Origin of the sequence: Nocardia sp. NPDC004068 (genome assembly GCF_042874315.1) — a bacterium.
In the GTDB taxonomy this organism is placed as follows: domain Bacteria; phylum Actinomycetota; class Actinomycetes; order Mycobacteriales; family Mycobacteriaceae; genus Nocardia.
In genome coordinates this window covers 413,343-436,489 of sequence record NZ_JBIAMW010000007.1, presented here as the reverse complement: position 1 = coordinate 436,489, position 23,147 = coordinate 413,343, and the positions used below count along the sequence as shown (strand labels likewise).

Below are 23,147 nucleotides of genomic sequence, written 5' to 3'. Positions count from 1 at the left end.
CTAGGGTGGCGCTGGGACAGCGCATGGGCGACGACAGGCAGGGTGAGAGACGTGGTTCGGGTGGTCGGGTGGTACGCGGCGTGGGAAGCGATCACGGCATGACCCGGCCCGCTCGTGTCCGTCCGACCCGTACCCGCAGACCACGTGTCACCACGTTGCCGCAACTCCTGGCGACCGCGGTGGAGGTGGATCCGGCCGCGCTCGCGGTCGTGTTCGCCGACGCCACCGCCACCCTCGCCGAACTGACCTACGCCGAACTCGACGAACGCTCCACCCGCCTGGCCCGCCTGCTGATCGAGCGGGGCATCGGGCCGGAGGATCTGGTGGCGGTCGGCATTCCGCGGTCGATCGAGTCGGTGGTGGCGGTGTGGGCCGTCGCCAAGACGGGTGCGGGATTCGTGCCCGTGGATCCGAACTATCCGGCCGAACGCGTCGCCCACATGGTCGCCGATTCGCGCGCGGTCGTCGGCCTCACCGTCGCCGCCGAACGCGCCGACCTGCCCCCCGAGGTCGAGTGGCTGACCATCGATGACGCCGCCCTCACCGCGCGGCTCGAGGAGTTCTCCGCCGATCCGGTCACCTACGCCGACCGGCTGCGTCCGCTGCGCGCCGAACATCCGGCCTATGTCATCTACACCTCCGGGTCGACCGGCAAGCCCAAGGGCGTGGTGGTCACCCAGGCCGGGTTGTCGAGCTTCTGCGACGAGCAACGGGAACGGTATCGCGTCGACGGTGATTCGCGCACACTGCATTTCGCGTCGCCGTCGTTCGACGCGTCGGTGCTGGAACTGCTGCTCGCCGTCGGCGGCGCGGCGACCATGGTGGTGGCCGCGCCCTCGGTGTTCGGCGGGGAGGAACTCGCGGCGCTGCTCGCCCGCGAGGAGGTGACGCACGCCTTCATCACCCCGGCCGCGCTCGCCTCGGTCGACCCCACCGGCCTGGACGATCTGCGCGTGGTGGTGGCGGGCGGCGAGGCGTGCCCGCCGGAACTGGTGCGGCGCTGGGTGTTCCGGATCGGCTCGACCGGGCGGCCGCGCGAGTTCTACAACGGCTACGGTCCGACCGAGACCACCATCATGACCAATATCAGCGCGCCGTTGCAGCCCGGCGCGCCGGTCACCATCGGCGGGCCCATCCGCAATATCACCGAATACGTTCTGGACGAACGGCTTTCGCCGGTTCCCGACGGCACGGTCGGCGAGCTCTACATCACCGGTGCGCAACTGGCGCGTGGGTATCACGCTCGGCCCGGGCTCACCGCCGCCCGATTCGTGGCCGATCCCTTCGGGGGTGGTGCGGGCACCCGCCTGTACCGCACCGGCGACCTCGTGCGCCGCACCGCCGACGGCGCGCTGGAATACTTGGGCCGCAACGACTTCCAGGTGAAGATCCGTGGATTCCGGATCGAGCTGGGCGAGATCGACGCGGTGTTGGCCGCGCACGAGGCGGTCGATTTCGCCGTCACCATCGGGCACACCCTCGACAGCGGCGCCACCATCCTCGCCGCGTACGTGCATCCCGCGCCCCGCGCGGCCATCGATGTCGCCGACCTGACCGCGCACGCCGAACGCAGCCTGCCCGGGCATATGGTGCCCACCTCGATCACCGTGCTCGACGAGATCCCGCTGACCCCGGTCGGCAAGCTCGATCGCGCCGCCCTGCCGGAACCGGTGTTGCAGACCAAGCGTTTCCGCAGCCCCGAGGGGCCACTCGAGCAGTTGGTCGCCGGGGTGTTCACCGAACTGCTCGATCCGCAGACCCCGATCGGCGCCGACGACGACTTCTTCGAACTCGGCGGCAACTCGCTGGTCGCGACCCGGGTGGCGGCCCGGCTCGGCGCGCTCGTCTCGGCCCGGGTGCCCGCCCGGCTGCTGTTCGAGGCGCCCACGGTCGCCGAACTCGCGGTGCGGCTGGAACCGCTGAAGGGCGAGGGCGATCGACTACCGCTGACCGCCATGCCCCGGCCCGAACTCATCCCGCTGTCGCTGGCCCAGCGCCGGATGTGGTTCCTCAACCAGTTCGATCCGGCCTCCCCGGCCGACAACATCCCGTTCGCCATCCGGCTCACCGGACATCTGGACGTCGACGCGCTCGCCGCGGCCGTCGCGGACGTGATCGAACGGCACGAGACGCTGCGCACGATCTACCCGGCCGTGGACGGCACCGGCCACCAGGTCATCCTGCCCACCGCGCAGGCCACCCCCGATCTGGCGTCGAAACCGTTGCGCGAGGACGAGATCGAGGAATGGGTCGCCGGATACGCGCTCACCGGCTTCGACGTCGCGAGCGAGGTGCCGCTGCGCATCGGCCTGGGCGAACTGGCCCCCGACGATCACGTCATCGCGGTCGTGGCGCACCACATCGCCGCCGACGGCGCCTCGGTCGGGCCGTTCATGCGCGATCTGCTGGCCGCGTTCCTCGCCCGCCGCAACGGGGCCGTCCCGTCGTGGCCGCCGCTGCCGGTGCAGTACGCCGACTACGCGCTGTGGCAGCGCACCGTGCTGGGCGCGGAGTCCGATCCGGATTCGCTTGCGGCGAAACAGATCTCGTACTGGCGCGACGCCCTGGCGGGCCTGCCGGATCGGCTGGACCTGCCCGTCGACCGCCCCCGCCCGACCGTGGCGTCCGGGCGCGGCGCGGAATACGCCTTCGAGATCGACGCGGAGCTGCACGCCGATCTCGAGCGGCTCGCCCAGCGCTGCGGCGGCTCGCTGTTCATGGTGGTGCACGCCGCGTTCGCGGCACTGCTGGCGCGGCTGTCGGCGACCGACGACATCGCCATCGGCACCCCGGTCGCGGGGCGCGGTGAACGCGAACTCGACGGGTTGATCGGCATGTTCGTCAACACGCTCGTGCTGCGCACCCGGGTCGACGGCGGCGCGTCGTTCGACGAGTTGCTGGCGGCGGTGAAGGACACCGATCTGGCGGCGTTCTCGCATGCGGAGTTGCCGTTCGAGCGGTTGGTCGAGGTGCTCGATCCGGTGCGGTCGCAGGCGCATCATCCGTTGTTCCAGGTGGCGTTGTTCTTCCAGAACATGGACAAGGCGCGGCTGGAGCTGCCCGGTCTGTCGGCCGAGGCGCTCGAATTCGACGGCGCCGTCGCCAAATTCGATCTCCAGCTGACCGTGCTGCCGCGCGCCGCGGGCATGTCGGCGCTGTTCACCTACGCCGTCGACCTGTTCGACGAGGACACCGTGGCCGGCTTCGCCGACCGACTGCTGCGCGTGCTCGCGGCGGTCGCCGCCGATCCCGTGCGACCCGTCGGCGATATCGAGCTGCTGCGCCCGGACGAGCGCGAGCGGATCCTGTACGACTGGAACGACACCGGCTATCCGGTCGAACCCGAACTGCTGCTCGACGGCTATCGGCGCGCGGTGGCGGAGTTCCCGGACGCGATCGCGGTGAGCTATGAGGGCGACACCCTCACCTACGCCGAGTTCGACGCCCGCGTGAATCAGCTGGCGCGGCTGTTGATTTCGCGTGGGGTGGGTCCGGAGTCGTTGGTGGGGTTGGCGATTCGGCGGTCGCTGGATCTGGTCGTGGGGATGTACGCGATCGTGGCGGCCGGTGGTGCGTATGTGCCGTTGGATCCGGATCATCCGGCCGAGCGCATCGCTCACATCCTGGACACGGCCCGCCCGGTCGTGGTGGTGACCACCGTCGCCGATTCGGTCGCGGTGCCGATCGACACCCCGCTGCTGCGGCTGGACACCATGGATCTGAGCCGCTTCGATCCCAGCCCGATCCGGGACGGGGAACTCGTGCGCCCGCTGCGGCCCGAGCATCCCGCCTACGTCATCTTCACCTCCGGTTCCACCGGCCGGCCCAAGGGCGTGGCGATCTCGCATGCGGCCATCCACAACCAGATCACCTGGATGCTCGCCGCCTACCCGCTGGGCACGGGCGATGTGTATCTCCAGAAGACGGCGACGACGTTCGATGTGTCGCTGTGGGGGTATTTCATGCCGTTGCGGGCCGGGGCGAAGCTGGTGGTGGCCACGCACGACGGGCATCGGGATCCGGTGTATGTGGCGGAAACCATTGCGGCGCAACAGGTCACTGTCACCGATTTCGTGCCGTCGATGCTCACCGTCTTCGCCACGCACACCTCACCGCACGCCTGCCCGTCGTTGCAGGACGTGCTGGTCATCGGCGAGGCGCTGCCCCCGGAGACCGTGGACGCCCTGCACCGGGTCTCGCCCGCTCGGGTGCACAACCTGTACGGGCCGACCGAGGCGGCCGTCTCGGTCACCTACTGGCCCGCTTGGGGCGAGGACCGCCCGACGGTCCCGATCGGCTTGCCGCAGTGGAACACTCAGGTCTACGTGCTCGACGCGCGGCTGCGTCCGGTGCCTCCCGGGGTTCCGGGGGAGCTGTATCTGGCCGGGGACCAGCTGGCGCGCGGCTATGTGCGGCGGCCGGACCTGACGGCGGATAGGTTCGTCGCCAACCCCTTCGGGGTGCCGGGGGCCGCCAATGGCGGAGGGGTACAGGGGTCCGCCGGATCGCGCATGTACCGCACCGGGGATCTGGTGGTGTGGCGTCCGGCGTCCGGCGATCTGCCCGCGCGACTGGATTACTTGGGGCGCACGGATTTTCAGGTGAAGTTCCGGGGTCAGCGGATCGAGCTGGGGGAGATCGAGACCGCGTTGTTGGCGCAGCCATCGGTGAGTCAGGCCGTGGCGCTGGTGGTGCCGTCGACGCTGGGCGAGCAGTTGGTGGCCTACGCGGTGCCCGCGCCGGGGAAGCGGATCGACGCCGAGCGGCTGCGCGCGGCGCTGTCGGATTCGTTGCCCGCCTACATGATTCCCGCGGCCGTGGTGCCGCTCGCGGAGTTCCCGCTCAACGCCAGCGGCAAACTCGACCGTAAGGCGCTGCCGGAACCCACCTTCGCCGCCCGCGAATTCCGCGCTCCCGCAACACCTGTCGAGGAGATCGTGGCCGAGATCTTCGGCGCGGTGCTGGGGGTCGAGCGGGTCGGCGCGGACGACGATTTCTTCGCCCTCGGTGGCAATTCGCTCATCGCCACCCAGGTCGTCGCCCGCGTCGGCGCGGCCATCGGTGGCCGGGTGCCGGTGCGCGCGCTGTTCGAGACGCCGATCGTCGCCGACCTGGCCGCGGCCGTGGAATCGCAGGCCCATTTCGATACCGCCGTGCCGCTCGGCAGCGTCGAGCGGCCGGAGCGGCTGCCGCTGTCGTTGGCGCAGCAGCGCATGTGGTTCCTCAATCGCTTCGACGACGGTGCGGGCTCGGCGGCCTACAATCTGCCCTTCGCGCTGCGCCTGACCGGTAGCCTGGACGCCGAATCTCTCAGTGCCGCATTGGATGACGTGGTGGCCCGGCACGAGGTGCTGCGCACGGTGTACCCGGAGACGCCGGAGGGTCCCGTGCAGGTGATCCTGCCGCCGGACACCCGGTTGGGCGTGCGCGTCGAGCGCATCGCCGCCACGGATGTCCCGGCCACGGTGCACGCACTGGCGGCCACCCCGTTCGATGTGACCGCCGAGGTGCCGCTGCGGGTGCGGCTGCTGGAGATCTCGGATCTGGCTCCCGGCTCGAAGCGTGAATACGTGCTGGCCGTCGTCGTCCATCACATCGCGGGTGACGCCTCGTCCATGGGTCCGCTGGTGCGCGATGTCATGACCGCGTACGCGGCGCGCACGTCGGGGGAGGCCCCGGCGTGGCCGCCGTTAGCGGTGCAGTACGCCGACTACGCGCTGTGGCAGCGGGCGGTGCTCGGCGACGAGAACGACGCCCGATCCATCGCGGCCCGGCAGATCTCCTACTGGCGGCGGCACCTCGCCGACCTCCCGGACCTGCTCGAACTGCCCACCGACCGGCCGCGCCCGGCCGTGGCCACCCTCGCGGGCGCGCGCGTCCCGGTCGAGATCGATGCCGAAACCCACGCGGGGCTGGTCGAACTCGCCCATGCGCACGGGGCGACGGTGTTCATGGTCGTGCATTCGGCGCTGGCGGTGTTGCTGGCGAGGCTGTCGGGAACCGACGACATCGCGGTCGGGACGCCCGTGGCGGGTCGGGGTGCGGCCGAGTTGGACGATCTGATCGGCATGTTCGTGAACACGGTGGTGTTCCGGACGCGATTGGATCGTTCGGAGTCGTTCGGGGAGTTGCTGATTCGGCAGCGCGAGGTGGATCTCCAGGCGTTCGCGCACGCGGATGTGCCGTTCGAGCGGCTGGTGGAGGTGCTGAATCCGCGCCGGTCGACCGCGCATCATCCGTTGTTCCAGGTGGGTTTGTCGTTCCAGAATGTGGCGCGGACGCAGCTGGATCTGCCGGGTCTGACCGTGCGGGGCGTGGACGCGGATCTCGATGTGTCGCAGTTCGATCTGCATCTGATCGTGGCGGACGCCTACGGGGAGGACGGGAAGGCGGAGGGTATCGGTGGCTTCCTGACCTACGCCACCGACCTCTTCGACCACGACACCGCCGCGGAATTCGTCGAACGCCTCACCCGGCTGCTCGCCGCGGTCGCCGCCGACGCCCACACCCCCGTCGGCGACATCGAACTGCTCACCGCCGCCGAACGCGACCGAATCCTGGTGTCCCGCAACGACACCGCGCAATCGACCGACACCGACCTCACCCTCGGCGATCTGCTCGACCGCTCGATCGCGGCCGCGCCCGACGCCGTGGCGCTCGTCGCCGACCTTCCCGACAGCGTCGACGGACGGCTCGAACTCACCTACGGCGAACTCGGCGCGCGCGTCCACCGCCTCGCCCGGCACCTCGTATCGCTCGGCGTCGGACCCGAGACCCGGGTGGCGCTGGCACTGCGGCGCTCGGTCGACCTCGTGGTGGCCATGTACGCCGTCACCGCGGCCGGGGGCGCCTACGTCCCCGTCGACCCCGACCAGCCCGCCGAACGCATCCGCTACATCCTCACCGCCGCCGATCCGGTGTGCGTGCTCACCACCACCGAGATCGCTTCCGGCGCAACGGTTTCCGAGCGGTCCGCCGAACCGGCCCCGGCCCCGCGCGCCACGTCCGCCGACCGCGGCCACACCCTCGACTGGCGCGGTCGCCGCGACTCCATCCCGGCCCGCACCGAACCCGCGGCCCTTCCCGCGACCCGCCGGACCGGCGGCGTCCTCTCCGGCGTCCCGGTCCCGCTGATCCGGCTCGACGAACTCGACCTGTCGCATTTCCCGGACGAACCGGTGACCGACGCCGAGCGCGTCGCGCCGCTGCGCCCGGAGAACACGGCGTATGTCATCTTCACCTCCGGTTCCACGGGTCGTCCCAAGGGTGTGGCCGTGCCGCACGCGGCCGTGGTCAACCAATTGCTGTGGAAGACGGCGGAATTCGGGCTCGGCGCGGATGACGCGGTGTTGTTGAAGACGGCCGCGACATTCGATCTGTCGGTGTGGGAGTTCTGGTCCGCGGCGGTCTGCGGTGGTCGCCTGGTGATCGCCACCGCCGATGGGCACCGCGACCCGGTGTATCTGCACCAGCTGATGACGCGCGAGGGCGTGACCACGCTGCACGTCGTGCCGTCCATGCTCGACGCGCTGCTGACCGTCGGCACCGGCGCGAGCCCGCTGCGCCGGGTGCTCGCCATCGGCGAGGCCCTGCCCGGCGCGCTCGCCCAGCGCCTGCGCGCCGCGCACCCGGGCGTCGAACTGTTCAACCTGTACGGCCCGACCGAGGCGGCCGTCTCCATCACCGCCCATCGCGTCACCGACGCCGACACCGTCGCGGTCCCGATCGGCCTGCCCGAGTGGAACAGCCGGGTGTACGTGCTGGATTCGCGGCTGCGTCCGGTGCCGGACGGGGTGCCCGGCGAGCTGTACCTCGCGGGCGCGCAACTGGCTCGCGGCTACTTCGGCCGCCCCGATCTGACCGCCGACCGCTTCGTGGCCGACCCCTTCGGGGGACAGGGGGGCGCCAACGGCGAAATCGGCACCCGCATGTACCGCACCGGCGACCTCGTCGCCTGGCGCGACGGCGAACTGGAATACCGGGGCCGCACCGACTTCCAGGTCAAGATCCGCGGCTTCCGCATCGAACTCGGGGAGATCGAGGCGGCGCTGCTCGCGCTGCCGGAGATCGCCCGCGCCGTCGTGCTGGCCACCTCCGACACCCGCACCGGCGACCGGCTCGTCGCCTACCTCGTGCCCGCCGACGCGGATATCGTTGTGGCACGGGTGAAGTCGGCCCTGTCCGGCGCGCTGCCCTCCTACATGATCCCGTCGGCGTTCGTGGTGCTCGACGCGCTGCCGCTGACCGTGAACGGCAAACTCGACCGCAAGGCGCTGCCGGAACCCGAATTCGAGGCCGCCGCCTTCCGCGCCCCGGGCACCCCGGTCGAGGAGATCGTGGCCGCGGTCTACCGCGAGGTCCTCGGGGTGGACCGGGTCGGCGCGGACGACGACTTCTTCGCCCTCGGCGGCAACTCGCTGCTGGCCACCCAGGTCGCCGCCCGGGTCGGCGCGGCGCTGGACACCCGGGTGCCGGTGCGCGCGCTGTTCGAGGCCCCGACGGTGGCCACGCTCGCGGTGAAGGTCGAACGCGGCGCGAGCGAGACCACCCGGACCCCGCTCGTCGCCGTCGAACGCCCCGACCGCGTGCCGTTGTCGTTCGCGCAGCAGCGCATGTGGTTCCTCAACCAATTCGACACCGCCGCCGCCGTGTACAACATCCCCGTCGCCATCCGGCTGTCCGGCGCGCTCGACGTGGCGGCGCTGCGGCGCTCGGTCGCGGATCTCGTCGCGCGGCACGAGATCCTGCGGACCGTCTACCCGGCGATCGACGGGCGGCCCGTGCAGCGGGTGTTGCCGGTCGCCGAGGTGCCGGTGGACCTCGAACCCGTGACGATCGGGGAGGAACGCGTCGCCCACGAGGTCGGCCGGATGGTCGGCGCCGGATTCGACGTCAGCGCCGAGATCCCGTTCCGGATCGGGCTGTTCCAGCTCTCGGCCACCGAATACGTGCTGGTCTTCGTCGCCCACCACATCGCCGCCGACGGCTGGTCCATGGGCCCGCTCACCCGCGACCTGATGGTGGCCTACGTCGCCCGCTCCGGCGGCGGCGCGCCCGCGTGGGCGCCGCTGCCGATCCAGTACGCCGACTACGCGCTGTGGCAGCGCCGGGTGCTCGGCGACGAGAACGACCCCGAATCCCTCGCGGGCGCCCAATTGGCCTACTGGACAACCGAACTCGCCGATCTGCCCGACGAACTCACCCTGCCCGCCGATCGGCCGCGCCCGCCCGCGCAGACCTTCGCGGGCGGCAAGACCGACTTCGTGGTCGACGCCGAGGTGCATCGCGCCCTCGCCGAGCTGGCCCGCGGCCACAACGCGACGCTGTTCATGGTCGTGCACACCGCGCTGGCGGTATTCCTGGCGCGGCTGTCGGGCGGCGACGACATCGCGATCGGCACCCCGATCGCGGGCCGCGGCGAGGCCGAACTCGACGATCTGATCGGCATGTTCGTCAACACGCTGGTCCTGCGCACCCGGGTCGCGCCCGATCGGCCGTTCACCGAGCTGCTGGCCGCCAACCGCGAAACCGATCTGCGCGCCTTCGCCAACGCCGACATCCCGTTCGAGCGACTGGTCGAGGCGCTCGACCCGGCCCGCTCCGCCGCCCGGCACCCGCTGTTCCAGGTGGCGTTGTCGTTCGAGAACCTCGCCGGGACCGCCTTCGACCTGCCCGGGCTGAGCTTCACCGCGCTCGACCCGGCCGCCGACACCGCCAAATTCGATCTGCTGCTGACCATGCGCGAACAGCGCGCCGCCGACGGCTCCGAGGCCGGGCTCGCGGCCGAGATCACCTACGCGCGTGACCTTTTCGACGAGGCCACGGTCGCCGACCTCGGCCGCCGGTTCCGCCGCCTGCTGGCCGCCGTCGCCGCCGCGCCCGCCACCGCGGCCGGGGATCTGGATCTGCTCGACGACTCCGAACGCGCCGACCTGGTCCGCCGCGCGGGCGCCCCGGCCGTTCCGCCGCGCACGCTGCCCGACCTCATGGCCGCCGCGGTCGACGCCAATCCCGACGGCCCGGCCGTGGTCTACCAGGGTCGCAGTTACAGCTACACCCAGCTCGACCTCGCCTCGTCCAAGCTGGCGCGGCGGCTCGTCGAACTCGGCGCGGGCCCCGATGTGCTTGTCGTCGTGGCCATTCCGCGCTCCATCGAGGCGGTCGTGGCGCTCTGGTCGGTGACCAAGTCGGGGGCGGCGTTCGTGCCCGTGGACCCCACCTATCCGGCCGACCGGATCGCGCACATGGTGGCCGACTCCCGCGCCGCGCTCGGGGTGACGCTGCGCGCGGTGGTGGCCGAACTGCCCGAGGTGAGCGGCGGCTGGGTCGTGCTCGACACCCCGGAGTTCGCGTACCAGGTGGACTCGCTGTCGGGGGAGCCGATCACCGACGCCGATCGCCTCGCGCCGCTGCGACCAGGCAACGCCGCATACGTCATCTACACCTCCGGCTCCACCGGGCTGCCCAAGGGCGTCGTGGTCACCCACGCCGGACTGGCCAACTTCAGCGCCGAACAGGTGGAACGCTATGGGCTCGACCATGATTCGCGCGCCCTGGCCTTCGCCTCGCCGTCGTTCGACGCCTCCGTGCTGGAACTGCTGCTGGCCGTCGGCGGCGCGGGCGCGCTGGTGCTGGTGCCGCCGCGCACCTTCGGCGGCGACGAACTCGCCGACCTGATCGCCCGCGAACGCGCCACCCACGCCTTCCTCACCCCGTCCGTGCTGGCCTCGCTGGATCCCGCCGCGCTCGCCGGGATGAAGGTGATCGTCGCCGGTGGCGAGGCCGTGCCCGCCGAACTGGCCGCGAAATGGGCCGGGGCGCCGGGGCGCCGATTCCACAATGGGTACGGGCCGACCGAGACCACGGTCATGACCAATATCAGCGACCCGCTGACTCCGGGCGAGCCGGTGACCATCGGCGGGCCGATCCGGGGGATTCGGGCGCTGGTGCTGGACGCGCGGCTGCGGCCGGTGCCCGAGGGTGTGGCGGGCGAGCTGTACCTCGGCGGCATTCAGTTGGCGCGCGGGTATCACGATCGGCCGGGGTTGACCGCCGCCCGGTTCGTCGCCGACCCCTTCGGGGTCCAGGATGAGGGCCAAGGCCAAGGCCAGGATGGAGGCCAAGGCCAGGGCCAGGATGAAGGCCGAGGCCGGGCCCAGGGTGAAGGCCGAGGCCGGGGCGGCGGACGCCTGTACCGCACCGGCGATGTGGTGCGGTGGCGGCGGGGCGAAGGTGTGCTGGAGTATGTGGGCCGCAACGACTTCCAGGTCAAGGTGCGCGGTTTCCGCATCGAGCTCGGCGAGATCGACAGTGCGCTCGCGGCGCGTCCGGGTGTGGACTTCGCGGTCACCGTGGGGCACGAAACCGACGCGGGCGCAACGATTCTCGTGTCCTATGTGCGGCCCGCGCCGGGCGTCACGCTCGACACCGCCGCGCTCACCGAGGAATTGGGCCGCGTGCTGCCCGAATACATGGTGCCCACCGCGATCGTGGTGCTCGACGAGATTCCGCTGACCCCGGTCGGCAAGTTGGATCGCCGGGCGCTGCCGGAGCCGGTGCTCGAGGCCCGCGCCTACCGCGCCCCGCGCACCCCGGCCGAACAGGTGGTGGCCGAGGTGATCGGGGAGGTGCTCGGCAGGGACCGCGTCGGGCTCGACGACGACTTCTTCGCCCTCGGCGGCGACAGCATCGTCTCCATCCAGGCGGTCTCGCGGGCGCGCGGGCGCGGCGTGCACCTCACCCCGCGCGACGTGTTCGAGAACCGCACGGTCGAGGCGCTGGCCCGCGCCGCGACCGTCGACGCCGACACCGCCGAACCGGCCGCTGCCACCGGTCCGCTGCCGCTGCCGCCGATGGCGGTGCGGCTGTTGCAGATCGACCCCGCCGGTCGCGACAACCGCGCCATCGCCCTGAGCATCCCGAGCGACTGCCCGCCCGCCCGCATCGCCGCAGCCGTCGACTCGGTCCTGGAGCGGCATCCGATGCTCTCGGCCCGGCTGGAACCGGCCGACGGGTCGCCGCCGATGGTCGCCGGGGAACCGGTCGAGACGGACGCGACCCGGTTCCTGCCGGTGCCGACGGTCGCCGCGCCGGGCGAGGTCCTCGACACCGACTGGGCCGAGGCCAAGACGCAGATCCTGCCCGTCGCCGCGGACCCCGAGACCCGGCTGCTGCCGGTGCCGCCCGCCGCCGAGGCGTCCGCGAAACCCGAACCGCGCCTGGCGCTTCCGGAACGGCCGGAACCGGCGGAGCTGCGGCGGTTCGTGCCCGCCGACGACAGCGCCGAGGTGGCGCTGCGCACGCTCGCCGCCGAACTCGATCCGTTCGCCGGTCGCAATATCGGCTTCGGCCTGATCGCCCCGACCGAACCCGACGCCGACCCCGCGCCGGGCACGCTGGTCGTGGTCGCCAACGGCATCGTCGTCGACGACGCGTCCTGGCGGGTCATCGTGGACGAGTTGTCCGCGGCCTGGTCCGGCGGGCACGCGGCCGCCGCGGCCCTCGACGCCGGACCCGCGCGGGTGACCCGCGCCCTGGCCGAGCGCGCCACCGATCCGGCCACCACCGGCGAATTGTCCTGGTGGCGCACCGAACTCGCGTCCGTCCCGGCCGAAGAGCCGATCGACGGCGTCGACCTCACCGCGCGCGGGCGGGTGTCGCTGGTCATCACCGCCGAGGGCGCGGCCGCCGTGGGCGCGGTGGCCGACGCCTATCACGCCTCGGTGGAGGACGTGCTCGTCACGGCCTTCGCGCTCGCGCTGCGGCCGCCGCTGCACGGGGCCGCCGCCGCGCTGATCGGACCGGTCGTGCAACTCGCCGCCGACGGCCGCACCGTCACCGGGCCCGGATCCCTCGGCACCGTGGGCGGTTTCACCACCACGTTCCCGCTGGTGCTCGGCCTCGACGGTGTCGACGTCGAGGACGCGCTCGTCGGCGGACCGGCCGCGGGCCGGGCGCTGGCCCAGATCAAGGAGTCGCGCCGCGCGGTGCCCGACCACGGGGTCGGCTACAGCCTGCTGCGCTATCTGAATCCGGGCACCGCCGACGCCCTCGCCGCGCTCGCGCACGGGCGGGCGGCGCTGCGCTACCGCGATCTGCGTCCCGCGCACGCCTATCCGGACACCCCGGCCGCGGACCTGTTCCTGGATCTGACCGTCGACGCCACCGAGGACGGGCTGCTGGCCCGGTTCGACTACGCCACGGCCGTGCTGGACGTCGAGCGGATCAAGGAGTTCGCCGGGCACTGGGTGCGCGCGCTGGGCGGGCTCGCCGAACACGGAACCCGTTCGGGCGTGGGCGGTTTCACGCCCTCGGACTTCCCGCTGGTGCGTCCCGCGCAGGCCGATATCGATCGGCTGCACGCGGCGTACCCGAATCTGATCGACGTGTGGCCGGTGACCCCGTTGCAGTCGGGGATGCTGTTCCACGCGCTGCTCGCCGACGCGTCGGTCGACGTCTACACCACCCAGTTCAGCCTCGACCTGAACGGCACGGTGGACGAGCGGCGGCTGCGCGAGGCGGCGCAGGCGGTGCTGGACCGGCACGACAATCTGCGCGTCGCCTTCGCCGACGACGCCGACGGCAAGCCGGTGCAGGTGGTGCTGGACCGGGTCGAATTGCCTTGGCGCGCTGTCGATCTCGCCGATCTGAGCCCGGCCGAGGCGCGCGCCGAGCTGGCCCGGATCGAGGCCGCCGACTACGCCGACCGCTTCGACATGCGCACCGCGCCGCTGCTGCGCTTCGCCCTGATCCGCACCGCCGCCGACGCCTACCGGCTGCTGGTGACCAGCCACCACATCCTCATCGACGGCTGGTCGATGCCGCTGCTCATGCAGGATCTGCTCATCCTGTACGCGCTCGGGCCGCGCTCGCGGCAGCTGCCGCCCGTGCACTCCTACGGCGACTATCTGCGCTGGCTGGTCGCCCAGGATCCGGACGCCGCGCGCGCCGCGTGGCGGACCGCGCTGGCCGGGATCACCGAACCCACCCCGCTCGCGCCGGTCGATCCGGGCCGCGAAATCGCCTCGGGCGTGGGCGAAGTCGGCTTCGAACTGCCGGTGGCCGACACCACCGCCCTGACCCGGCTGGCCGCCCGGCTCGGCGTCACCGTCAATACCGTCGTGCAGGCGGCGTGGGGTCTGCTCATCGGGCGCAGCGTCGACCGCGACGACGTGGTGTTCGGCGCGACGGTCTCGGGACGGCCGCCGGAACTGGCGGGCGTGGAGACGATGGTGGGCCTGTTCCTCAACGCCATCCCGGTGCGGGTGCGGCTGCGCGCCGACGACACCCTGGCCGGGTTGCTGCGTCAGTTGCAGGGCGAGCAGGCCGATCTGCTCGACTATCACTACCTGGGGTTGAGCGATATCCAGGAGACCGTCGGCGTGGAGGGGCTGTTCGACTCGCTGGTGGTGTTCGAATCGTTCCCCGTGGACCGCGAGGGACTGGACCGGGCGAGCGCCATCGACGGCATGCGCGTCTCCGGTGTCGGGTCGGTCAACGGCACGCACTATCCGGTGACCGTGATGGTGGTGCTGGATCAGCAGTTGCGGGTGTCGCTGAAGTATCTGCGCGACGTGTTCGACGAGTCGACGGCACAGGCGCTGGCGCAACGGCTTTCGCGGTTGATCGGCCGCTTCACCGCCACCCCGCAGGCCCGCGTCGCCGAGGTGGACGCGCTGCTGGACGACGAGCGCGCCGCCCTCGCCGAACGCAACGCCACCGCCGCCCCCGAACTGGTCGACGACGACGCGACGCTGCTGACGCTGTTCGACGCCCAGGTCGCCCGCACCCCGCACGCCCCCGCGCTGCACTTCGGCGACACCACGCTCAGCTACCGCGAACTCGACGAGCGCTCCCGCGCGCTGGCCGCCGCCCTCACCGCGCGCGGGGTCGGGCCCGAGCAGTTGGTCGCGGTGGCCATGCGGCGGTCGATCGAACTGGTCGTGGCGATCTACGCGGTGCTGCGGGCGGGCGGCGGCTACGTGCCGATCGATCCGGACCATCCGGCCGAGCGCAACGAATTCGTGCTCGGCAACGCCGATCCGGTGTGCGTGCTGACCACCGGGCGCGACGGATTCGCCACGGACACCGGCGCTCTCGTGCTCGACGTCACCGACCTGCCGACCGATCGGAGCGCCGCCCCGGTCGAGGTCGGCGCGGACGGCGTCGCCTACGTCATCCACACCTCCGGCTCCACCGGCCGACCCAAGGGCGTGGTGATCACGCACCGGCAGATGGTCAACCAGTTCCGGTGGGCGCAGCGGACCTATCCGCACGACACCGGCGACGTGGTGCTGCACAAGACGCCCATCACCTTCGACATCTCCACCTGGGAGCTGTTCTGGCCCTTGCAGACCGGCGCGGCCGTCGTCATCGCCGAACCGGACGGGCACCGGGATCCGGCCTATCTGGCGCGGCTCATGGAGGAGCGTTCGGTGAGCACGGTGCATTTCGTGCCGTCCATGCTGGACGCGTTCCTCGATCCGGCCGCCAATCCGCATGTCGCGCAGGGTCTTCCGGCGCTGCGCCGGGTGTTCGCCGCGGGCGAGGCGCTGACCGGGGAGACCGCGGCGGCCTTCGCGGCCCGGTTCGAACAGGCCGAGCTGGTGAACTGGTACGGCCCGGCCGAGGCCACCGTGGTCACGGCGTACCCGGTGGACACCGCGCCCGCCGGGAACGTGCCGATCGGATTGCCCGTCGCCAATACCCGGGTGCACGTGCTGGATCGGCAACTGCGGCCGGTGCCGCCGGGCGCGCCTGGCGAACTGTACGTCGCCGGTGTGCAATTGGCGCGCGGCTATCTGGGCGCGCCCGCGCTCACGGCCGAACGGTTCGTGGCCGACCCCTTCGGGGTACCGGGGGGTGCGACGGGCGGATCGGGGGGCGCGCTTGGCGAATCAGGGGGCGCGCCTAGCGAATCGAGGGGCGCTGCTGGCGGACCGGGGGGCGCTGCTGGCGGACCGGGGGGCGCGCTTGGCGAATCGCGGGGTGCTGCTGGCGGATCGGGGGGCGCGGCTGGCGAATCGGGCGGCGGGCGTCTGTATCGCACGGGCGATATCGTGCGCTGGCGGGACGGCGTGCTGGAGTATCTGGGGCGCACCGACTTTCAGGTGAAGCTGCGGGGGCAGCGGATCGAGCTGGGGGAGATCGAATCGGTGCTGGTCGCGCACGAGTCGGTGCGGCACGCCGTGGTCTCGTTGGTGCGCGACGGCTCGGGGGATCGGCTCGTCGCCTATCTCGTGCCGCCTCCCGGCGGGACGGTGGACGAGGGCGCGGTGCTCGGGCGGGCGCGGGAATCGTTGCCCGCGTACATGATTCCGGCCACGGTCGTGGTGCTGGCGGAGCTGCCGCTCAATGCCAGCGGCAAACTCGACCGCAAGGAGCTGCCGGTGCCGCGGGCGGCCGGGCGGCCGTACCGGGCGCCGTCGACACCGCTGGAACAGACCGTGGCCGACGTGTTCGCCGAGGTGCTGGGCGCCGAGCGGGTCGGGCTGGACGACGACTTCTTCGATCTCGGCGGCAACTCGCTCGTCGCCACCCGCGCGGTCAGCAGGCTGCGCACGCTCACCGGGGCCGAGGTGCGGGTGCAGTGGTTCTTCACCGGCGCGACCGTGGCCACGCTGAGCGAGCGGATCCTGACCGCGCTGTCGCGGGCGCACGACTTCGACCAGGACTCCGACGCGGCGCTGTCGGTGCTGCTGCCGATCCGGGCCGAGGGCGCGGGCAATCCGCTGTTCTGCATCCATCCGATGTACGGATTGTCCTGGTGCTACGCCGGTTTGGCGCGCTACCTCGACGACACCCCGGTCTACGGGCTGCAATCCCCGGCGCTGACCGAGGACGGCTACCTGCCCAACTCGCTCACCGAGATGGCCGTGCGTTACGCCGCGGAGATCCGCGCCGTACAGCCGCACGGCCCGTACCGGCTGCTCGGCTGGTCGCTGGGCGGGGTGCTCGCGCACGCCGTCGCGACCGCGCTCCAGGGCAGCGGCGAACAGGTGGAACTGCTGGCCATGCTGGACAGCCACCCCGACATCGACGTCGCCGACTTCCGCACCGCCATTCGAGAGGCGTTGGCGGAGATCGGGATCGGCGCGGAGGCGCTCGTCGGCGAGGGCGACATCCACGAGCTGAGCGACGAGGCGGTGGCCGCGCTGCATGCCACCATCCCGCCGGATATGGCCGTGCTGACGCCCGATCGGGTGCGGCGCATCTATCGCAGCGCGGTCCGCTCGGCCGAACTCATCGCCGAGTACGCGCCCGCGGTGTTCCGGGGGCGGCTCGACTACTTCAGCGCGCTCGGCCACGACACGGCCGCCCGGAACTGGCGTTTCTACGTGGACGGCGAGATCACCGATCACCCCGTCGCCGCGACCCACGACCAGATGACCTCGGCCGAGGCGCTGGCCGATCTCGGTCCGCGATTGGGACATGTGCTGTCGGTCGCGAGCCAGCGCGCCAGCGATGGCATGATGGGGCGGGCGTCACGTAACGAGCGCCACTGAACGAACGACTAGCAAACCGTGGGGTCGGCTGTCCGACCCGGGCCAAACGGCGCTTTGAACAGGCAATCGAGCGGATAGCGAAGGTGTGAACATTGATTCGTCGACACTTCCGGCGTAGTGGTCTCAGGGCTGCGGCAGTGCTCGCGGCAACAGGAGTTCTCGCCGGCGTGGTCGCCGGAGTCGGAGCGACCAACGCCTCGGCGGACGACCCGATCATCGCGTCGAAGAGTCTGCTGGCCGACCCGAAGGCGCCCGACGGATCCCACATCAGCAAGGCGACCTACAAGGACGACCGCAACATCCGGCTCTACGTCTACTCGGCCGCCATGGACGAGACCTTCCCGGTCGACATCCAGCGCCCGGCCGACGCCTCGGTGCCGCGGCCGTCGCTGTATCTGCTCAACGGCGCGGGCGGCGGCGAGGACGACGCCTCCTGGGTGAAGAAGACCGATATCGTCAACGGGTTCCTCGCCGACAAGAACGTCAATGTCGTGCAGGTCATCGGCGGCAAGTGGAGCTACTACACCGACTGGTTGCAGGACGATCCGGTGCTGGGCCGCAACAAGTGGAAGACGTTCTTCACCGAGGAGCTGCCCCCGCTGATCGACGGCGCGCTGGGCACCAACGGCGTCAACGCCATCGCGGGCCTGTCCACCTCGGGCACCACCGTGCTGAACCTGCCGATCGCCAAGCCCGGCCTGTACAAGGCCGCGGCCGCCTACTCCGGCTGCGCCCAGACCGCCGACCCGGCCGGTCGCGAATTCGTGAAGCTGACCGTCAACGTGTGGGGCGGCGGCGACGTCCGCAACATGTACGGCGACGACGACAACCCCGCCTGGGTGGAGAACGACCCGTACATCAACGCCGAGAAGCTGCGCGGCACCGAGCTCTACATCTCCAGCGGCAACGGCCTGCCCGGCCAGTACGACACCCTCGACGGCCCCTACGCCCTCCCCGGCTCCTACGGCCTGGGCAACCAGATCGTGATCGGCGGCGTCATCGAGGCGGGCACCAATTACTGCAGCCACAACCTCCAGACCAAGCTGAACAACCTGGGCATCCCGGCCACCTACAACTTCCGCAACTCCGGGACCCACTCGTGGGGGTACTGGCGGGACGACTTCATGAACTCGTGGCCCGTGCTGGCCCACGGGTTGGGGATCTGACTCCAGATTCCGCACACCTCGGCCCCGGTCGCTCGATGCGACCGGGGCCGAGTTCGTTTTTTCCGGACACCCCCCAATAAAAAGTTAGGGAACCCGTAAACTCTCTCCATGAGTACGACAACGGCCGACCCCCGGAGTTCCCTGCGCCGCGTGCGCTCGGCCGCCGTGTTGCTCGGCCCGGCGTTCGTCGCGGCGATCGCGTACGTCGATCCGGGGAATGTGGCCGCCAATATCAGCGCGGGTGCGCGGTTCGGGTATCTGCTGGTGTGGGTGATCGTCGTGGCCAATGCGATGGCCGCGCTCGTGCAGTTCCTCTCGGCCAAGCTCGGGCTGGTGACCGGGCGGACGTTGCCGCAGGTGGTGCGGGATCGGGCGACGCGGCCGACGCGGTTGGCCTATTGGGCGCAGGCCGAATTGGTCGCCATGGCAACGGATCTCGCGGAGGTAGTGGGCGGGGCGATCGCGCTGCATCTGTTGTTCCGGTTGCCGTTGCTGGTCGGCGGGCTCGTCACCGGGGTGGTGTCGATGGTCCTGCTGACCGTGCAGAACCGGCGCGGGCAGAAGCCGTTCGAGCGGGTCATCATCGGGCTGCTGGCGATCATCGCGGTCGGGTTCGTGGCGAGTGTGGTCATCTCGCCGCCGTCGGTGCCGGACACGATCGGCGGTCTGCTGCCGCGCTTCTCGGGCGCGGAGAGCGTGCTGCTGGCCGCCGCCATGATCGGGGCGACGGTCATGCCGCACGCGATCTATCTGCATTCGGCCCTCACCCGGGACCGGCACGGCCGATCCGAGGACCGCGCGACGCGAATTCGCCTGCTGCGCATCACCCGCTGGGACGTGGGCACGGCCATGCTCATCGCGGGCGCGGTGAATCTGTCCATGCTGCTGATGGCCGCGCACACGCTGGGCGGACGCGAGGACGTCGACTCCATCGAGTCCGCCCATGCGGCGGTGCGCGATTCGCTCGGGCCGTGGGCCGCGCTGCTGCTGGCCGTCGGCCTGCTCGCGTCGGGGCTGGCGTCCACGTCGGTGGGCGCCTACGCCGGGGCCATGATCATGGAGGGGCTGCTGCGCCGCCGGATCCCGCTGCTGGCCCGGCGGCTGGTCACGCTGGTCCCCGCGCTGATCATCCTGGCCGCGCACATCGATCCGACGCGGGCGCTGATCGTCTCGCAGGTGGTGCTGTCGTTCGGCATCCCGTTCGCGCTGATTCCCTTGGTGCGCTTCACGAGTGACCGTGCCCTGATGGGCGAGCACGTCAACCGTCGCGTGACCACCGCGCTCGCCTGGTTGATCGCAGCCGTCATCAGCACCCTCAACGTGCTGCTGATCTATTTGACCGTCACCGGGTCCTGATTCGCGAAGTGCGCCGCGATGTCGTCGCTCGTGGTGACCCACACCCCCTCGTGATTGACGACGTAGTCCAGCGCCTCGTCCAGATACCGATGCCGGAACGCCTGCCCGGTGACGAACGGATGCAAGGCCAATGCCATCACCCGCCCGCTGTCGGCGGAATCGGCGTACAGCTGATCGACCTGATCGGTGACCATGCGCACGAAGTCCGGCCCGGTCAGTCCCTTGGTGACGAAGACGCCGATGTCGTTGAGCTCCACCGAGTACGGAACGCTCAGCAGGCCGGGCACATTCAACCGATAGGGCTGATCGTCGTTGGTCCAGTCCAGGACGTAGCTCAGGCCCAGTTCGGCCAGCAGCCGCGGGGTGTGGAAGGTTTCGGTGAGGCCCGGACCCATCCAGCCGTTCGGCCGCTGCCCGGTGGCCTTCTCGATGGTCTCGACGATATCGCGCAGCACGCCGCGCTCCGCGTCCTCCGCGAGTCCGGTGTGCAGGTGGCTGTTGCTGCTGCCGTGCGCCAGCCACGCCCAGTCGCGCTCGCGCCCGGCGGCGATGATCTGTGGATAACGCTCGGCCACATCGGAATTCAGCAGCGCGCTGGCGCGAATCCCGTACTTGTCCAGGAGTTGGATCTGCCGCCAGATGCCCACCCGGGGTCCGTAGTCGCGCCAGCCGTAGTTGAGCGCGTCCGGCACCAGCGCGGTGGTGCCCTCGTAGGTCGAGGTGCCGGGCAGATCGACGTAGAAGTGCTCGATGTTCAACCCCACGTAGAACGCGATCCGCTTGCCGTCGGGCCAGTGGATCGGCTCGCGCTCGGTGATGGGACTGTAGTCGTAGAGGGCGATGTCGGTGCTCATGCCGCTATGCTGAAACCCTCACACAGATGTGAAGGTCAAGCCGAATCCTTGTGAGGTGGAGCATATGCGAATCGGTGAACTCGCCCGGCGCACCAACACCTCCCCGCGCCTGCTGCGCTACTACGAGGAACAGGGTCTCATTCGAGTCGCCCGCTGCGCCAACGGCTATCGCGACTACGACGAGCGCCTGGTCGACCAGGTGATCCACATTCGGGGCCTGCTCGAGGCGGGCCTGCCCACCCGCCTCATCAAGCAGATCCTCCCGTGCCTGGGCGACCCCGACGACATCCACTTCGCCGACGCCTCCCCGGAGATCCTCGCCACCCTCGAGGACCAGTGCGCCCGCCTCACCCAGCGCATCGACCTGCTCACCCGCAACCGCGACGCCATGGCCGCCTACATCGCCTCCCTCAAGAGTTGCGCTCGTTCGGATACGTCCGTGGCGAGCGGGAACTCGGGGAGTCTGGCCCGGTCGAGTACGTCCGTGGCGTAGCCTCTCAGATCCTCCCGTGGCGGAGCCGGAAGATGATCCGGGCTATCCGCAGGTGCCGGGGGTGGCGGTCGAAGGTGGAGAGGTTGACCGGGGCGCGGTATTGCTTGCGGGCGATGGCCAGGGTGCGGCTGAACTCGCGCAGGCCCGCCTCGCCGTGGGCGTGGCCCTGGCCGTACTCGCCGACGCCGCCGAACGGCAGCGAGGGGATTCCGGCGTAGGTCATCGACGAATTGATGGTCACCACACCGGTTCTGATGCGTTCGGCGAGTTCGGGGACCGCGCTCACGTCGCGGCTGAACACCGGCACCGTGAGCCCGTGGTCGGCGGCGTTGATCCGCTCCACCGCCTCGTCCATGGTGGCCACCCGGTTCACGACGAGCACCGGCCCGACCGCCTCGCCGGTGATCGCCAGGCTCTCCTCGGGCACGTCGGTGAGCACGATCGGCTCGATATAGGGCTCCCGGAACGATTCCAACCCGCCCACCACCGCCCGCCCACCGCGGGCGAGGGCGTCGGTGACCTGCCGCCGCACCACCTCGATCTGCGCCTCGAGGATCATCGGACCGTAGGACGCCTTGCGGTCGCCGCCGGGCCGCAGCTTACGGGCCTGGGCCACAACGCGTTCCAGGAACGGCTCGTAGACCGATTCGGCGACGTAGGCCCGCTGGATCCCCGCCGGACTCTGCCCGGCGTTGGACATGGCCCCGAAAACCGCTGCCTCGGCGGCATCGTCGAGTTTGGCGTCGACCTGCACCACCATCGAGCCCTTGCCCGCGCGCTCCACCACCACCGGCGTCATGGTCTGCGCGCACAGCGAGATGACCTCGCGCGCACCGGCTTCCGGCCCGGCGTAGGCGATCTTGTCCACCCGCGCCCGGCACAGCGCGACCCCGGTGCCGGCGTCGCCGGTAACCGCTTGCAGCACGGGCTGATTCGGGGCCAGCCGCGCCCAGCTGTCGGCCAGCCACACCCCGACGCCGGAGGTGAGTTCGCTGGGCTTGAACACCACCGCGTTGCCCGCGGCCATGGCGTAGGCGATCGAACTCATCGGCGTGAACACCGGATTGTTCCACGGCCCGAGCACCCCGACCACGCCCAACGGCAGATAGCCGACCGAGGCGCGCTGATTGCGGGTGAGCCAGGTGGAGCCCAGACGCCTTCGGCCCAAGGCGGATTCGGCGTTGCGCGCGGCCCAGTCCAGATTCTCCACCGCGAGCATGACCTCGATGGCCGCGTCCACCTCGGGCTTGCCGGTCTCGGCGCAGACCGTCTCCACCAGTTCCGAGGCGTTGCGGGCGATCGCGCGTTTCCAGTCCAGCAGCCAGCGCCGCCGCCCGGCGAAACCGATTGAGGTCCACCACTTCTCGGCCTGCCGCGCGGCCCGCACGGTACGCGTCACCTCGCCGGTGCCCATGATCGGATGATCGCCCACGGCCTCGCCGGTCCGCGGATCATAGGATGTCAGGACCTTCGAGCGGCCCGGCGGATGCGCCGCCGTGTGCGCTCGGGCGGACTCGGCCATTGGTCACCTCTCGAACAGCTGAGTCGGTGTCGGTTCCCCTCGTCCGCCACACTATGGGCGCGGACGTTGCACGGACAAGGACCGGTCCGCGCGGCATACCGGATGGTCCGGCCCCGGACCAGCGCCGATCCGGAGTCGTACCGACAGGTATTACGAATTGTGAGTAAAGACACAAATATCCGATTCGCGAACTGGGTACCGAGGCGCACGACCAGTAACATCGGCGCGGTTGGAAGGGATCACCATTCGACG

The 23,147-nt window shown here is 70.9% G+C and carries 6 protein-coding genes; 4 read left to right on the top strand and 2 right to left on the bottom strand.

The annotated features are described in order from the left end of the window. Window positions 1-68: 68 nt before the first annotated feature. The 3 genes from ACFYTQ_RS20655 to ACFYTQ_RS20645 all read left to right on the top strand — a co-directional run bounded on the left by ACFYTQ_RS20655 (window position 69) and on the right by ACFYTQ_RS20645 (window position 20,026). The gene (locus ACFYTQ_RS20655) at window positions 69-17,504 is read left to right on the top strand and encodes an amino acid adenylation domain-containing protein (protein WP_387363037.1); all 17,436 of its coding nucleotides are present in this window, start codon (window positions 69-71) and stop codon (window positions 17,502-17,504) included. A gap of 137 nt (window positions 17,505-17,641) precedes the next feature. Next, window positions 17,642-18,670: an alpha/beta hydrolase gene (locus tag ACFYTQ_RS20650; RefSeq protein WP_387363034.1), complete on the top strand. Its 1,029-nt coding sequence runs from the start codon at window positions 17,642-17,644 to the stop codon at window positions 18,668-18,670. 108 nt (window positions 18,671-18,778) lie between these two features. Further along, the gene (locus ACFYTQ_RS20645) at window positions 18,779-20,026 is read left to right on the top strand and encodes an Nramp family divalent metal transporter (RefSeq protein WP_387363032.1); all 1,248 of its coding nucleotides are present in this window, start codon (window positions 18,779-18,781) and stop codon (window positions 20,024-20,026) included. Here the strand turns inward: ACFYTQ_RS20645 and ACFYTQ_RS20640 are convergent. Beyond that, window positions 20,002-20,880, bottom strand: a complete 879-nt coding sequence (locus ACFYTQ_RS20640; RefSeq protein ID WP_387363029.1) for a polysaccharide deacetylase family protein — start codon at window positions 20,878-20,880, stop codon at window positions 20,002-20,004. The two genes, ACFYTQ_RS20645 and ACFYTQ_RS20640, sit on opposite strands and share 25 nt — an antisense overlap. Before the next feature lie 64 nt (window positions 20,881-20,944). Between ACFYTQ_RS20640 and ACFYTQ_RS20635 the strand changes: the two genes are divergently transcribed. After that, entirely contained in the window at window positions 20,945-21,373 is a 429-nt protein-coding gene (locus tag ACFYTQ_RS20635; protein ID WP_387363026.1) for a MerR family transcriptional regulator, read from the top strand. A gap of 4 nt (window positions 21,374-21,377) precedes the next feature. Here ACFYTQ_RS20635 and ACFYTQ_RS20630 read toward each other — a convergent pair whose 3' ends face one another. Beyond that, window positions 21,378-22,895: an aldehyde dehydrogenase family protein gene (locus ACFYTQ_RS20630; RefSeq protein WP_387363023.1), complete on the bottom strand. Its 1,518-nt coding sequence runs from the start codon at window positions 22,893-22,895 to the stop codon at window positions 21,378-21,380. Between the last annotated feature and the right edge of the window lie 252 nt (window positions 22,896-23,147).

Excerpts from the sequence above, each read along its gene's own strand:
- ACFYTQ_RS20645 (WP_387363032.1), top strand. The coding sequence starts at position 18,779 with ATGAGTACGACAACGGCCGACCCCCGGAGTTCCCTGCGCCGCGTGCGC.
- ACFYTQ_RS20640 (WP_387363029.1), bottom strand. The coding sequence starts at position 20,880 with ATGAGCACCGACATCGCCCTCTACGACTACAGTCCCATCACCGAGCGC.
- ACFYTQ_RS20635 (WP_387363026.1), top strand. The coding sequence starts at position 20,945 with ATGCGAATCGGTGAACTCGCCCGGCGCACCAACACCTCCCCGCGCCTG.
- ACFYTQ_RS20630 (WP_387363023.1), bottom strand. The coding sequence starts at position 22,895 with ATGGCCGAGTCCGCCCGAGCGCACACGGCGGCGCATCCGCCGGGCCGC.